This is a genomic window from Halomonas salinarum (assembly GCF_012062845.1).
In the GTDB taxonomy this organism is placed as follows: Bacteria; Pseudomonadota; Gammaproteobacteria; order Pseudomonadales; family Halomonadaceae; genus Onishia; species Onishia salinarum.
The window spans coordinates 138,574-153,472 of record NZ_WWNB01000005.1 but is presented as its reverse complement, the minus strand read 5'-3'; the positions used below and the strand labels follow the sequence as shown (position 1 = coordinate 153,472).

Below are 14,899 nucleotides of genomic sequence, written 5' to 3'. Positions count from 1 at the left end.
GCCCGGCGTCGTGCCTTAAAAGAACAGGCCCACCTGTCACCGGCGTCGGCGCGAATCCAGAAGGCGCGTCTTTGCGCGCCGGCTAACGAGAGAGAAGTGCCTTCGGGCCCAGGACACCTACATGACCACGAACCAAGCCGTCTCCCGCGTTGACGCGACTGCCAGTCAGCAGCCATTCACCAACCTGAGCAGTGCAGAGCTTATCGAACATGCCCTGCTGCGTGGTGAGGGCCACCTTGCTGACAATGGTGCGCTGGTGGTGAACACCGGGGCACGCACGGGGCGTTCACCGGCGGATCGCTTTATTGTCGATGAGCCCTCGACCAGCTCACAGATCGACTGGGGTAGCGTCAACCGTCCCTTCGATGCGGCTGCTTTCGAGGCACTGTGGGAGCGGGTCGAGACCTATCTAGGTGAATGCGACAGCTTCTTTTCCGAGCTGCACGTAGGGGCCGACCCGCAGTATTACCAGCCGGTAAGGATGACGACCGAGACGGCCTGGCAGAATCTGTTCGGTCGAACCATGTTCGTGCGTCCTGAGGCCTACAATCCGGCCACCAAGGATGAATGGACCATTCTCAATGCCGCCAATTTCGTCTGTGAGCCGGCACGAGACGGCACCAATTCCGAAGCGGCGGTGATCCTCGACTTCGCCGGTCGCCGCGTGCTGATCGCCGGCATGCGTTATGCCGGCGAGATGAAGAAGGCCATGTTCTCGGTGCAGAACTTCCTGCTGCCGGCCCATGACGTGCTGCCGATGCACTGCAGTGCCAATGTCGGGGAAGATGGCGAGACCACGCTGTTCTTCGGTCTGTCCGGTACCGGCAAGACCACCCTGTCCGCCGACCCGGCCCGCTACCTGATCGGTGACGATGAGCATGGCTGGGGCAAGGGCACGGTGTTCAATATCGAGGGCGGTTGCTACGCCAAGTGCATCGATCTTTCCGAGAAAAATGAGCCGGTGATCTGGAAGGCCATTCAATTTGGCGCCGTGCTCGAGAACGTGGTGCTCGACGACCGTCGAAGCCCGGACTTTACCGACGGGAGTCTGACCCAGAATTCCCGCGCGGCGTATCCGCTCGAGCACGTCGAGAAACGCGTACCGGAGAACCGGGCCGGCGAGCCCAATGCCATCATCTTCCTGACCTGCGACATGTCCGGCGTGCTGCCGCCGGTGTCGTTGCTGTCCAAGGAAGCGGCGGCCTACCATTTCCTTTCCGGTTACACCGCCAAGGTCGGCTCTACCGAGATGGGCTCCTCGGCAGGCCTGGAAGCGACCTTCTCGACCTGTTTCGGCGCCCCCTTCTTCCCACGCCCGGCTCGCGAATATGCTGACCTGCTGATCAAGCGCGTCGAAGAGAACGACGCCCGCGTCTATCTGGTCAACACCGGCTGGACCGGTGGCGCCTATGGTGAGGGCGGTTCGCGCTTCGCGATCCCCACTACCCGGGGCATCATCAGTGCCATTCAGTCCGGAGTGCTGCGTGATATCGAGACCCGTACCGTCGAGGGCCTGAACCTCGAGGTCCCGCTGGCCGTTCCGGGCGTCGACTCGCGCCTGCTTGACCCGCGCGAAACCTGGGAAGATCGCGCTGCCTATGATCGTCACATGCAGGACCTGGTCGCCAAGTTCGTCGACAACTTCAAGAAATTTGCCGGCGTCGATGAGGCAATCGTCAAGGCCGGTCCGCGCTTGGCGTAAGTGCGACCTGTCGAAGGGGAGTCGCCAGGACGAACCCTGGCGGCAATCCGGAGTCGAATGAGGGAAGCCAGGGCTTCCCTTTTTTGTGGGTGTCGCCTTTACCGGCAGCCGTATCCAGGCACCGTGGTGCGTTCAAGCGAGCAGTCGCGTCAACGCATCAAGCGGTGCCCCAGTGGAGGTAATAATGCAACGTCGACATTTTCTCGGTCTGCTCTCGGCCGGCAGCATGGCGAGTCTGTTCCCCGCTATTGCCAGTGCTCGCCCCAAGCCCGACCTCGAACGTGCCGCAGGGATCGAGGTGCTGGAGCTCAGTGAGGCGCAATGGCGCGAACGGCTAAGCGAGGCAGAGTTCCATGTGTTGCGTGAGGCGGGCACCGAGCCGGCTCACTCGAGCCCGCTGGACAAGGAAACCCGCCCGGGGGAATTCCGCTGTGCGGGCTGTGATCTGCTGCTGTTCAAGAGCGACATGAAGTACGATTCCGGCACCGGCTGGCCCAGTTTCTTCACCCACGTGGAAGGCCACCTGCTGGCGCAGGTCGATTACAAGGCGATCTGGCCGCGCACCGAGTATCACTGTGCACGCTGCGGTGGTCATCAGGGACATGTATTCGACGATGGGCCGGAGCCCACCGGCCTTCGCTGGTGTAACAATGGGCTGGCATTGAGTTTCGTGGCGGCCTGAACCGGTGGTGCAGCGTTGGCCGTCTTCATTTAGGTTGCGACTTGGTTTGGGTGCCTCCCACTCATCTACCGGCCAACTGGCGGGCGAGCGTGTTGCGCTTGACTCGGTTGTCGAAGAGGAGGGTAGGCTCTCGCTCACGGCATTCGATGTCGACTGCACTAGCTGGTCGGTCTGATGGTGCCATCCCCTTGATGGCGGAGCTTGCCGAGAAGCGCCTCATGGGTGGGGCGTTGCGATGGCAGCGACCTCCTGGCGTTTGTGATACCTTGTCGCGATCTTTCGTCGGTCGAACGTCAAGGACTCCATGGACGCACAAGCCAAGATCAATGCTCGCCTAGCCGAAGAACTCGCCGTTCGCCCCCAGCAAGTGGCGGCCACGGTGGAAATGCTCGACGCAGGGGCCAGCGTTCCCTTCATCTCCCGCTACCGCAAGGAAGTCACCGGCGGGCTTGACGACACTCAGCTACGTCAGCTCGATGAGCGTTTGCGCTATTGTCGCGAGCTCGAAGAGCGCCGCGAATCGGTGCTTGCCGCCATTGACGAACAGGGCAAGCTCGATCCCGCTCTCGCCACCTTGATTCGCGACGCTGACACCAAGCAGCGTCTCGAAGACCTCTATATGCCGTATCGCAAGAAGCGGCGCACCAAGGCCCAGATTGCCCGTGAAGCGGGCCTCGAGCCGCTGGCCGATGCGCTGCTTGCCGATCCATCCCTCGACCCGCAGCAGGAGGCCCAAGGCTACCTGCGTCCCGCTGACGGGGAGGTTCCGGCCATCGAGGACGCCAAGGCGGCGCTCGACGGTGCCAAGCAGATTCTCATGGAGCGCTTCGCAGAAGATGCGGAACTGGTCGGGCGGTTGCGCGAGCGTTTCTGGGACGAAGGCCAGCTCAGCGCTCGCCTGATAGAAGGCAAGGCCGAAGAGGGCGCCAAGTTCTCGGATTACTTCGAGCATGATGAGGCGCTTGCCAAGGCACCCTCACACCGGGCCCTGGCGATGTTTCGCGGTCGTAACGAGGGGGTGCTGGCGCTCGCCCTCAAGCTACCCGGCGAGGATGAGGCGCCGGTGCATCCGGCAGAGGTGGCCATCGCCCGCCAGGCCGGCATCGAGCTTTCCGGCGAGCAACCCGGTCGTCCGGCCGATCGCTGGTTGCGCGAAGTGGTGCGCTGGACCTGGCGGGTCAAGCTGTACACTCACCTTGAAACCGAGCTGATGGGTAGGCTTCGCGAGCGAGCCGAGCTCGAGGCCATCAATGTCTTCGCTGCCAACCTGAAGGATCTGCTGCTGGCGGCACCGGCAGGCCCCAAGGCCACTTTGGCTATCGATCCGGGGCTGCGCACCGGCTGTAAGGTCGCGGTAGTCGACGCTACCGGTCAGTTTATCGAGCATGCCACCATCTATCCTCATGCGCCTCAGAAGCGCTGGGACGAGTCGCTGGCGGTGCTTGGCAAGCTGGTCGAGAAGCACGGCGTGGCGCTGATTGCGGTCGGCAATGGCACGGCGAGTCGCGAGACCGACAAGCTGGCCGGCGAGCTGATCACCCGGCTGGGTGGTCAAGGGGGGCGTCCGCTCAGCAAGGTGATGGTCAGCGAAGCCGGTGCATCGGTGTACTCCGCATCAGAGTATGCGGCACGCGAGTTCCCGGATCTCGACGTCACCATCCGGGGGGCGGTGTCCATCGCCCGTCGCCTGCAGGATCCGCTGGCGGAACTGGTCAAGATCGAGCCGAAGTCGATTGGCGTTGGCCAGTATCAGCACGACGTCTCTCAGGTTCAGCTCTCCAGAAGCCTCGAGGCGGTTATCGAGGACTGCGTCAATGCGGTGGGGGTGGACCTTAATATGGCCTCCAGCGCGTTGCTATCGCGCGTCTCGGGTCTCAATCCGGGGCTTGCCGAGAACATCGTGGCCCGCCGTAATGCCGAGGGGGCCTTTTCGAACCGCAAGGCGCTACTCGAGGTGAGTCGTCTGGGGCCCAAGACCTTCGAGCAGTGCGCCGGCTTTCTGCGCATCATGCAAGGCGACAATCCGCTGGACGCCAGTGCCGTGCACCCCGAGGCCTATCCGTTGGTCGAGCGCATTGCCAAGGCTGGTCGCTGCGACGTGGCGAGCCTGATCGGCGACAGCGCCACCCTCAAGGCGATCAAGCCCGCCGATTATGCCGACGAACGCTTCGGGGTGCCGACGATCAGCGATATCCTCAAGGAGCTCGACAAGCCGGGCCGCGACCCACGCCCTGAATTCAAGGCGGCGGAGTTTCGCGAAGGCGTCGAGACCCTCAAGGATCTCGAACCTGGCATGGTGCTTGAGGGCAGTGTCACCAATGTGACGCACTTTGGTGCCTTCGTTGACATTGGCGTCCATCAGGACGGTCTGGTACACATCTCGGCGCTATCGCACAGTTTCGTCGAGGACCCGCGCAGTGTGGTCAAGGCCGGCGATATTGTGCGGGTCAAGGTGATGGCGGTGGACATTCCGCGCAAGCGCATCGGCCTGTCGATGCGCCTGGATGACGACCCCCACAAGGCCGAGGCCGAGAACGGCGGCGAGTCGCGGCGCAGTGCCTCCACAGAACGCAAGCCACGCCGCCAGGGAAGCGAACCGGCCCGCAGCGATGCGTCGGTGGGCGCCCTCGGTGAGGCTCTGCTTCAGGCCAAGCGCAAGACGCATTCAAAAGACTGATTCGTCAACGCAAGTGATGGCTCGCTGATGGCGGCTTGAAAGCCGTCGGCGAGGCCGCATAATCACCTATTTGAGAGCCGGGCTTTCGGGGTCCGGTTTCGTGCGAACGCCAGCGTTTGGCGTTCGCTCCGTTTTCAAGAGCGAAGAGAGGGGCGCGGCCCCACCCTTCCACGACATGGGGTGTTCACCTTGTCCGAGCAACTCGCCACCGTCCTCTCCCGTCTCAAGGGGCCGGCCCGCCAGGGGCTGATCGGCCGACTGCGCCGGGGTATCGAGAAGGAAGGCCTGCGCGCCGATCCCCACGGCATGATCGCCGCGACGCCACATCCGCGGTATCTGGGATCGAAGCTGACGCATCCGTATATCACCACCGATTACTCCGAGGCGCTGCTCGAGTACATCACGCCGGTCTACTGCCGACCCTCGGATGCACTGGCGTTTCTTGGTGACCTTCACCGCTACAGCTATCGCTACCTGGGTGATGAACTGATCTGGCCGGCCAGCATGCCGACCAAGCTCGATGGCAATGACAGCGTGACGATCGCCGATTACGGTGATTCCAACGTCGGTACCATGAAGCATGTCTACCGCAAGGGATTGGACGTTCGTTACGGGCGCATCATGCAGGCCATTGCCGGGCTGCATTACAACGTCTCGTTGCCGGAAAACCTCTGGCCGCTGCTCAAGGAGATCGATCGTCAAGCGGGTCACGATATCGAGGGAGACTATCGCTCCCTGCGCTACTTCGGCCTGATTCGGCATTTTCGTCGCAATAGCTGGCTGCTGATGTATCTGTTCGGTGCATCACCCGCCATCGACGACAGCTTCCTTGATGGCAAGGCGGTACCTGAAAAACTCCATCAGCATGGCCGGCATACGCTGTTGTCCGACTATGCGACGACGCTTCGCATGTCGGATCTGGGCTACCAGAACAAGGTGCAGGAGCAGCTCAAGATCTGCTTCAACTCCCTGTCCAACTATGTGGGCACTCTGCGCCACGCTATCTCTACCCCCTGGCGGGCCTATGAGGAGAAGGGCGTCAGGGAGGGGGGCGAATGGCAACAGCTCAATGCCAATATCCTGCAGATCGAGAACGAGTACTACAGCGACATTCGCCCCAAGCGGGTGGCGCGCCATGATGAGACGCCTACGCAGGCGCTCGAGGCGCGCGGCGTCGAATACATCGAGGTGCGGTGTCTCGATCTCAACCCCTTCCTGGCGCTCGGGATCGACGAAACCCAGATTCGCTTCCTGGATACCTTCCTGATGTGGTGCCTGCTGGCCGACAGCCCCTGGATTTCCGATGAGGAGTGCGACCGGCTCGACGATAACCGTCGGCTCGTCGTCGAGCGTGGCCGAGACCCCGACCTGCATCTGACCATCGATGGCAAGGTGCAACGTCTGTCCGAACGCGGTCATGTGATCTTTTCAGAACTCTCGAGCGTGGCTGAACTGCTGGACATCATTGAAGGCGGCGAGGCTCACAAGCAGGCGCTCAGTGACCTGGCGCCACGCCTCGATGATCCGAGTCTGACACCTTCCGGCCAACTGGCGGCTCGGCTCAAGGAAAACGATGAAGACTTTGTCGAGGCAACGCTTGCATTGGCAAGGGAGCAGGCAGAAGCCTGGCGCGCCAAGCCCATGGACCGCGCCCGCGAGGCCCTGCTTGAGGAGCTTCGTGAAACCTCCCTGCAGCAGCAGGGTGAGATTGAGGCCGCTGACGTGGAAACCTTCGGCGATTTTCTGACGCAATACTTTGCACGCGCTCAGGAACCTCGTCCGCTAAGCAAAACCTAAACGCCTGTTCGGACCTCGCTCAATTGGTCGAGGTCCATGCTCTCTGATTCTTTCCAAGGATGTTTCCTGCATGATGCAATCTGTCCAGGCGTGGACGACGCGCCGCTGGGCCCTGGTGGGGCTTGGTTTCTGTGTGGTGATGATGGGCGTTGCCCTGTTCCTGGAGCACGTCATGGGTCTCGAACCCTGTCCGTTATGCATCTTCCAGCGCGTGGCGGTGCTGGCCACTGCCTTGGTGCTGGGTCTGGCGGCGTTACACGGCCCACGGGGATCGGCAGGCGCCGTCTATGGGGTCCTGGGGCTGGTGACTGTAGGGGCTGGTGTGGGGCTTGCCTGGCGGCATCTGTGGCTTCAGTCGCTGCCGCCAAGCGAAGTGCCCAGCTGCGGTCCCGGGCTCGATTACATGCTGGAGATCCTGCCGCTCAGGGAGGTGCTGAACACGGTCCTGATGGGGTCAGGTGAATGCGCGGAAGTGGGCGGTCGGCTGTTGGGCCTGTCGCTGCCGGGCTGGACGCTGATTGGCTTTATGGTGCTGGCGCTGGCGCCACTCGGCATGCTGTTTTCAGCCCTGCGTGATCGCCGCCGCCAGGTATCTGCCTGAAGCTTCCCTTCGTTGAATCAGGGTTGTCCTGGATCAAGAGGATCACGATCTTGGCATTGACAGTCCAGCCCCGGAAGCGGAGTCTTGCTCTCAACGGAAGTACCCGTGAGGGCATAGAGCCGAGGCTTGGGAGGACACCATGCTTGAAGATTGCAAGAGCGCATTGGAACGCTGGGGCGGCGTCCATCGGTTGATAGATCGCTGGCTCGAAGAGCGCCAGGTGATGCTCAACAGTTTCGTGGCGCTCAGGAGAGACTGTGACGAAGCTCTTGAGTCAGTCGACAAGGCTCAGATAGATGGTTTCAGCGAGCTACTGATGGATTATATCAGTGCCGGCCATTTCGAGATCTATCCCCAGTTGCGCGAAGAGGCCAAGGCCTTCAGTGATGATGGCGCGTTGACCATTGCCGATCAGCTGCTCGAGCGTCTGGAAATGTCCACCGAACTGGTGCTTTCCTTCGATGCCGATTACGCGACTCCCAGCCGCTGCGAGTTCTATCTCAGTCGCTTGCCGGCCTGGCTTGATCGTCTGGCACGTGGCCTGGAAACGCGTTTTGACCTGGAAGATCAGCTGATCGGGCGTTTGCATGCTGCCCATTCCCCGCCGCCGGGGGCTCAGAAAGCGATCAGCATGACCAGTACCTGAGGGCTGTGGTATTGATCGAACCTTGAAGACAGATGATCGCCTCGAATCGTGTCTCGCCATTACAGACCAAAACGCCCCGGCATGGCCGGGGCGTTTTGCGTTCAGGGATGTGATAGGGAATGCGAGATCACATCAGTGAGGAGGCCTCGGGGCGCTCCAGGTCGGTCAGTGGTACCTCCCCGGTCAGCAGGTCTTGCTCGAAAGCCTCGGTATCGATGTTGAAGCCAAGGAACTGCTGCGCCAGGAACATGTCCTTCTCGGCATTGCCAAGACAGCTGGTGCCGCCGGGAGAGGGGGTCATATTGAAGATGATCCCCGTGCCCGGATTGATCTTGGCCTCACCCATGACCAACTTTTTCTTTTCCTTGTCGATCAGCTGCGGGCGAACGCCGCCGAAGCCCTTGGCGAAACTGACGTCCTTGACGGACAGGCTCGGCACGATCTTCTTGACGTCTTTAAGGAACAGACGCTCGCGCAACCACGGCACCTCGAACATGAAGTTCTTGAAGATGTAGTGGCGGATGTCGCGCACCTTGAGCAGGTCCCACAGTGCCTTGACCACGTTTTGATCCAGGCGCAGAACCTTCAGGAATTCGATGAACGTCTTGCCGTTGTAGCGTTCGAGAAGCGGCAACATCAGCGCTGTGGGGCCAAAGCGCGTCTTGTCCTCGACCAGCACGTCCGGGTCGCCGTGGACGGCGGCAAACGGCAGGTTCTCATTCTGGACCGTGTAGACCTTGCCGTTGAGCACCTTGGGCGTGAAGTAGAAGGAGCCGGCCATCGGCAAGCAGGATTTGTCGAGGCCATAGCCCATCTGGTGAGCGAAGAGCAATGAGTGGCCGCCGGCACTGACCACCACGTAGCGCGCGGTCAGGGTGCCCTTGTTCGGCGTCTCGACCTTGAACAGATCGCCTTCCTGACGAATCTTCTTGACGGCGGTGGACAGGTGCACATCGTAGTCCATGCCCTTCTCGTCGGCCGCTTTCTGACCTTCCTCGACAAAGGCCTCCGAGAGGGTGGTGTAGTTGACGGCGGTGTACTCCCCGGTTGACCCCATGGCAACGATAGGCTCTTCCGGGCGACGTCCTTCGACAAGTTTCGGCTCGAGCTCGGCGATATCATCGCGCTCAAGCAGTTTCATGTTGGGAAACAGTTCAGAAAACCGCGTGAAACGGTTGCGCAGGAAGTCGACCTCACGTTCGCCAACGCCAAGTACCATCTTGGGATACTTATAAACCACCTTGTCACGCTTGGCCGGGGTCAGCTTGGTAGAAAAGTTAATCACCATGCCAGCGGTACGCTTGGTGACTTTGGCTTTTTCGAGCGTGTAGTTGGTCTCGATATCGCCGCAGTGGATCGTCTGGCTGTTGTTGCGGCCGTGAGAGTTGACGATCGCCACATGATCGTACTTCTCGACCAGACCGATAGCCTTGAGGTCAGTGTAACGGGCCAGTTCATACAGCAGGGCGGTGCCAGAAACGCCGCCTCCGACAATCAGCACATCGTAGGTCGGGGTAGTCATGGGGTCTCTCGCTTGTCTTGGTGCGGGACGTACCCTCCGAGATAGTTTCGGAGGCCCTGAGCCTGCTGGCGAGGCGCTGTCGCCGGCAGGGTCGACGTGAAGCATGAAACGCATTATAGCGACTTCGCCGACAAATAAAATCCATCCCAAAGCTCGACTTTATGCTGAAGAGGAACCCTATAAGGAATACCTTGGGTAGGTGCTATACGATTTTATCAATAAAAAACAAGAGGTTATGTTTTTTCTGTCGAGCCTTGAGCATGCTGCGTTGCATCAATGGATAATATTTATCATAGCCATGAATCACCGAAACGTCATGCATGGCCAACGTCGTAGAGAGCGAATGAGGCTTGGAAAGGGGGGGCAATAGGTGGGGGCGGAGGGCCAATGAGGGGCTTGGCCCTATCTGCTAGCCTTACCGTGTGGTGAGGCCCAACTCGCCCAGGTCTTCAGCGCAGGCTGATGACTCGCCAGCCGTTGTCCAGCGCATGCTGGCGCAGGGTGGGGTCGGGATCGACCGCGACCGGGTGATCGACCTGCTCCAGCAAAGGGAGGTCATTATGAGAGTCGCTATAGAACCAGGCGCCATCCAGCGTCATTCCGCGTGCCTCTAGCCATTGCTCGAGACGCGTGACCTTGCCTTCTTTATAGCTTGGTATGCCGGTCACTTGGCCGGTATAGCGTCCATTGTGAATTTCCGGCTCGACGGCAATCAGGTGGTCGATACCCAGTCGCTCGGCGATGGGCCCGGTGATGAAGCGATTGGTGGCCGTGATGATCATCAAGGTGTCGCCGCGGGTGCGGTGGCGTGCGACCAACTCTTCACCCCGGGCCAGGATGGCGGGCTCGATCTTTGAGGCCATGAACTGCTGGTGCCAGGCGGCCAACTGTTCGGGGGTATTCTCTGCCAACGGCTTGAGGGCGACTTCGAGAAAGGCATGCATGTCGAGTGTGCCGTTCTCATAGTCGCGCATGAAGCGCTCATTGGCCTCTCGATAGGCAACCGGGTCGACTGCGCCCTGTTCGAGCAGAAACTCACCCCACGCATGATCGCTGTCGATGCCGATCAGGGTGTTGTCGAGATCGAAGATGGCCAGGCTCAAGGCACACTCCTTCTTGTGTTTGCGGCGGACGACAGGCAGTGCGTCGAGTGAGATGCATCTGTCGCCGGGAGGCAGATGAATAAGTGGCGAATTATTGCAGAGTGGTTCGGCGTTGAACACCGCCGCGAGCGGCTACTGTGAAGTGTATTGATGCCCTTTCCAGCTTTGTGGAAGAATGGCTTTAATATTGGATTCATAAGGTGATGTCCGTGATCGACGCTGACGGCTTCCGCCCCAATGTTGGCATCATCATTGTCAACCACGCGGGCCAGCTGCTTTGGGCGCGTCGGGTAGGACAGAATGCGTGGCAGTTTCCCCAGGGAGGCATCCAGGCCAACGAGACACCGCAACAGGCCCTGTACCGCGAGTTGGAAGAGGAAGTCGGCCTCACTGAAGCCGACGTCGAACTGCTCGCCTGTACCCGAGGGTGGCTGCGCTACCGTCTGCCACGACGCATGATACGAACCCATTCACGGCCGATATGCATCGGCCAGAAACAGAAATGGTTTTTGCTGAGGATTCGCTGTACCGACAGTCGGGTCTGCATGGATACCACGCCCAAGCCTGAGTTTGATGGCTGGCGCTGGGTCAGTTATTGGTACCCTCTGGGTCAGGTGGTGCCCTTTAAGCGGGAGGTCTATCGCCGCGCGTTGCGCGAGTTGGCCCCGCGAGCGCAGCGACTGGCTCTGGGAGGCGACTGATCTCCCGAGTCGGCGTCTACATTCAAGCCGGTCGATATTCAACCGACAGTGACAAGAAGAACGCTCATGCTCGACGTATTACGTCGTATCGTCCAGGAGGTCAACGAGGCGCGCAATCTGGATGCCGCGCTCTCGACCATGGTTCGTCGCATCCGCAAGGCCATGCGTACTGACGTCTGCTCCTTTTATCTTTACGACGTGGAGCTTGAGCGCCTGGTGCTGATGGAAACCATCGGTCTGTACGCGCGGGCCGTGAAGCATGTCAGGTTGCCCCTTGGCGAAGGCCTGGTGGGTCTTGTCGGTCAGCGCGAAGAACCCCTTAATCTCGAAGATGCCCCGGCACACCCGCATTTTCGCTACTTCGAGGAAACCGGCGAAGAGCGTTTCTCGAGCTTCCTTGGTGTGCCAATCATCCATCAGCGACGCATGCTGGGTGTCTTGGTCGTGCAACAGCAGGACAAGCGACGCTATGACGAGGGGGATGAAGCGTTTCTGGTGACCATGGCCGCCCAGCTTGGCGGCGTGCTGGCGCATGCATTGGCCACCGGTGCTTTGACGCGGCCTGTCAGTGCGGATGGTCAGGCCGTATTTATCGGTGTGGCCGCATCGCCCGGCATGGTGATCGGCGATGCCGTGGTGGTTGCCCCTCCCGCTGACCTGGACAGCGTGCCTGATCTGATTCCCACCGATATCGACTTTGAAATCGCCAGGCTGAAAGAGGCGATTCTCAAGGTCCGCGATGAACTTAGATCGACCGGCGAGCGGCTTGCTAGCCGCATCAGTGCTCAGGAGCTGGCGCTGTTCGAGGTGTATCAGCAGATGCTGAGCGAGGCGGCTCTTGGTCAAGAGGTCGAAAAGCGCATCCGCGAAGGGCAATGGGCGCCCGGAGCGCTAGCCGATGTGGTGCGTCGCCATGTGCAGTACCTGGAGCGTGTCGACGATAATTACCTGCGCGAGCGTGCCGCCGATGTGCGCGACCTGGGGCGCCGCGTACTGGCGCACCTTCAGGAGGAAAGCGCCGAAACGCCTGCTACCTATCCCGATCGCACCATATTGGTCGGCGATGAAATTAGCGTCGCCACCCTCGGCGAGGTGCCTCGCGGCAAGCTCGCCGGCCTGGTGGCGATTCGTGGCTCCAGCACCTCACATGTGGCCATCCTGGCGCGCGCGATGGGAGTGCCGACAGTACTCGGCATGGTCGATCTGCCATTGACGCGGCTAAACGGCGCGAAAGTGATCCTTGATGGTCATCGTGGGCGCCTGTTTGTGCGCCCGACAGAGGAGCTCAGTCAGCATTATCAGAACCTGATCGCCGAGGAAGATGCGCTGTCCGAGGTGCTCGAACACGAGCAGGATCTGCCCAGCGAGACGCCGGATGGCCATGTCATGCCGTTGATGGTCAATACGGGGCTTGCCGTGGATGCGGTAGCATCACTCAAGACGCGTGTCAGCGGGGTAGGGCTATATCGCACGGAAGTGCCTTTCATGATCACCGAGCGATTCCCGGGCGAACAGGAGCAGACGCGGCTCTATCGCGATCAGTTAGAAAGCTTTGCGCCGCTGCCGGTGGTGATGCGTACCCTCGATATCGGTGGTGATAAGGATCTGCCCTATTTCCCTATTGAGGAGGCCAACCCTTTCCTCGGTTGGCGGGGTATTCGCGTGACGCTGGATCATCCTGAGGTGCTGATGGTGCAGTTGCGGGCCATGCTGCGGGCGTCTCATGGCCTCGATAATCTGCAGATTCTGCTGCCGATGATCACCAATGTCGAAGAAGTCGATAGTGCCTTGCGCCTGATCGATCGCGCACAGGCCGAGCTCGCAGAAGAAGGGTTCGAGGTCGGGCGCCCTCGCATCGGTGTGATGATCGAAGTGCCGGCGACGCTTTTTCAGCTTGGAGCCCTGGCCGAACGCGTGGATTTCTTCTCGGTGGGCAGCAATGATCTGACGCAGTACCTGCTGGCGGTAGATCGCAATAACCCGCGAGTAGCCGAGCTTTACAACCCCTGTCATCCAGGCGTCTTGTCCGCGCTTGCTCGCCTTGCCGAAGAAACCTCTGCGCTCAACGTGCCGACGTCGGTATGCGGTGAGCTCGCCGGGGACCCGGCCGGTGCTTTGCTACTGATGGGCATGGGGTTCGATACGCTCTCGATGAACGCCCCGAGCCTGCCGCGTGTGCGAGCCGCCATCCGGCGTGTGTCGTTGCCGGCGGCCCAGGAGCTGGTCAAGGAAGCGCTTTCGCTTGATGCACCCACGAAGGTGCGTGCTCATCTCGTTGCCCGCTTGAGTGAGTGGCAGTTGGCACACCTGCTACCCCCCACAGACTAGGTGCCGGCAGCAACGAGGTGGTGGCAGAGTCAGCCCAGGCGCTTGCGGAGGCTGGGCTTCTACGCACGGGGCAAGCGTTTACGCTTGATGCGGCGCATACCAGCACTCTTTCGATAGTGAGAGATGTGTCTCGCCTAAGTGTTGCGCGTTTGGGCCAAAGCGACGCTCGTTTATCTCAAGGTTGCCGTTCTGGCGCCATTCCAGCCAAGTGGTTGCGCGGGTGCCATAGGTCTCACCCGTGATGAAGGGAGGCGCCAACTGGCGCTCCACGGCAAGGCCGACACCGGTGTCTGGCAGTGCCTGATCATTGATGTCGAGCTGCTGCTGATGCATCACCGCAAGTGCGCTTTGTGGCCAGGTGCTGGTACTGAGGCTTTCGGCAAGCCCCTGGCGTGCCAGCTTGAGCTTGGGCCAGGGGGTGTTCAGACCTGCATTGGAGAGCCCGTAAAGACCGGCGGGTAGGCGGTTGAGCTTGAGGGCATCGCGGCCGCGATGCAGGTGCCAAAGTCCCGAGCGATCGCCAACGAGCAAGTTGAACCCTGCGTAGCTCCATGCTTCACCGTTAACCAGGTCTTCGAGCCAGGCGAGCAAGTCATCGGCGTTAAGCGCCTTGGGCACCAGGTGGCCGCGACTGGGGCCGTCGGATGGGGAAGCCAGTGCCGTATCGCGGACATTGGTGATCGCAGCGAATCGCCCTCGGCGATGCAGAGCTAGCCAGCTGCCGCCGGCAACCAGGTCGCGACCGCCGATGATATCTGGGTCTTCGGTCCATGCCCCCAGGGATGCAGTGGGACGCGCAAAGCATTCATCCCGGTTGGCAAGCAGGCGCAACCAGGCAGGGCTGTCGGGGCGGTAGTCTAAAGCGATCAGGCACATGGAATTACTTTACCCCGCAGGGATGAAGTCGCAAAGCCTGGTGATCGTGTGACGAGGTCAGTGTTTTTGACGGCATGGTTCTGTCTTACGTCTAGGCTTGGCCATGGCCAAGGTCATCAGGTGGGTATGATGGGCATGAGGGGTTACCAGTGAGGGGAGGGACGCATTTTATATGTAGGCGATTGCCTACAGTGTCCATCAGTTTCATGACAGGGTTCACGTGTCCACGTACACTGCCAACTATCTTCGATCGATGAACCAAAA

Annotated in this window: 11 protein-coding genes; 8 read left to right on the top strand and 3 right to left on the bottom strand. The window is 60.7% G+C overall.

Features of this window, described 5'->3' with window-relative positions:
* Positions 1-121: 121 nt before the first annotated feature.
* From HF027_RS05875 to rsd, 6 genes are all read left to right on the top strand, one after another.
* Positions 122-1,702 carry a phosphoenolpyruvate carboxykinase gene (locus tag HF027_RS05875; protein WP_168013802.1) on the top strand — a complete coding sequence of 527 codons (1,581 nt, stop codon included), beginning with the start codon at positions 122-124 and terminating at the stop codon, positions 1,700-1,702.
* Between the two features lie 184 nt (positions 1,703-1,886).
* Positions 1,887-2,384, top strand: coding sequence for a peptide-methionine (R)-S-oxide reductase MsrB (msrB, locus tag HF027_RS05870; RefSeq protein WP_168013800.1), 498 nt, complete (start codon positions 1,887-1,889; stop codon positions 2,382-2,384).
* 304 nt (positions 2,385-2,688) lie between these two features.
* Positions 2,689-5,061 carry a Tex family protein gene (locus HF027_RS05865; RefSeq protein WP_168013798.1) on the top strand — a complete coding sequence of 791 codons (2,373 nt, stop codon included), beginning with the start codon at positions 2,689-2,691 and terminating at the stop codon, positions 5,059-5,061.
* A gap of 189 nt (positions 5,062-5,250) precedes the next feature.
* Positions 5,251-6,858, top strand: coding sequence for a glutamate--cysteine ligase (gene gshA / locus HF027_RS05860; RefSeq protein WP_168013796.1), 1,608 nt, complete (start codon positions 5,251-5,253; stop codon positions 6,856-6,858).
* Positions 6,859-6,928: 70 nt separating this feature from the next.
* Positions 6,929-7,459: a disulfide bond formation protein B gene (locus tag HF027_RS05855; RefSeq protein WP_168013794.1), complete on the top strand. Its 531-nt coding sequence runs from the start codon at positions 6,929-6,931 to the stop codon at positions 7,457-7,459.
* Positions 7,460-7,598: 139 nt separating this feature from the next.
* Entirely contained in the window at positions 7,599-8,105 is a 507-nt protein-coding gene (rsd, locus tag HF027_RS05850; RefSeq protein ID WP_168013792.1) for a sigma D regulator, read from the top strand.
* A 127-nt stretch (positions 8,106-8,232) separates the two neighbouring features.
* Here the strand turns inward: rsd and HF027_RS05845 are convergent, their stop codons facing one another.
* Together HF027_RS05845 and HF027_RS05840 are read right to left on the bottom strand one after the other, a co-directional pair.
* A complete protein-coding gene (locus HF027_RS05845; RefSeq protein WP_168013790.1) occupies positions 8,233-9,627 on the bottom strand; it encodes an FAD-dependent oxidoreductase in 1,395 nt (464 codons plus the stop codon).
* Between the two features lie 449 nt (positions 9,628-10,076).
* Positions 10,077-10,730 carry a histidinol-phosphatase gene (locus HF027_RS05840; RefSeq protein WP_168013788.1) on the bottom strand — a complete coding sequence of 218 codons (654 nt, stop codon included), beginning with the start codon at positions 10,728-10,730 and terminating at the stop codon, positions 10,077-10,079.
* Positions 10,731-10,939: 209 nt separating this feature from the next.
* Here HF027_RS05840 and HF027_RS05835 point away from each other — a divergent pair, with 209 nt between their 5' ends.
* Positions 10,940-11,431, top strand: coding sequence for an RNA pyrophosphohydrolase (locus HF027_RS05835; RefSeq protein WP_168013786.1), 492 nt, complete (start codon positions 10,940-10,942; stop codon positions 11,429-11,431).
* 66 nt (positions 11,432-11,497) lie between these two features.
* Entirely contained in the window at positions 11,498-13,759 is a 2,262-nt protein-coding gene (gene ptsP / locus HF027_RS05830) for a phosphoenolpyruvate--protein phosphotransferase (protein WP_168013784.1), read from the top strand.
* A gap of 78 nt (positions 13,760-13,837) precedes the next feature.
* On the opposite strand, the gene HF027_RS05825 is transcribed toward ptsP, so the two are convergent.
* Positions 13,838-14,635, bottom strand: a complete 798-nt coding sequence (locus HF027_RS05825; protein WP_168013782.1) for an NRDE family protein — start codon at positions 14,633-14,635, stop codon at positions 13,838-13,840.
* Between the last annotated feature and the right edge of the window lie 264 nt (positions 14,636-14,899).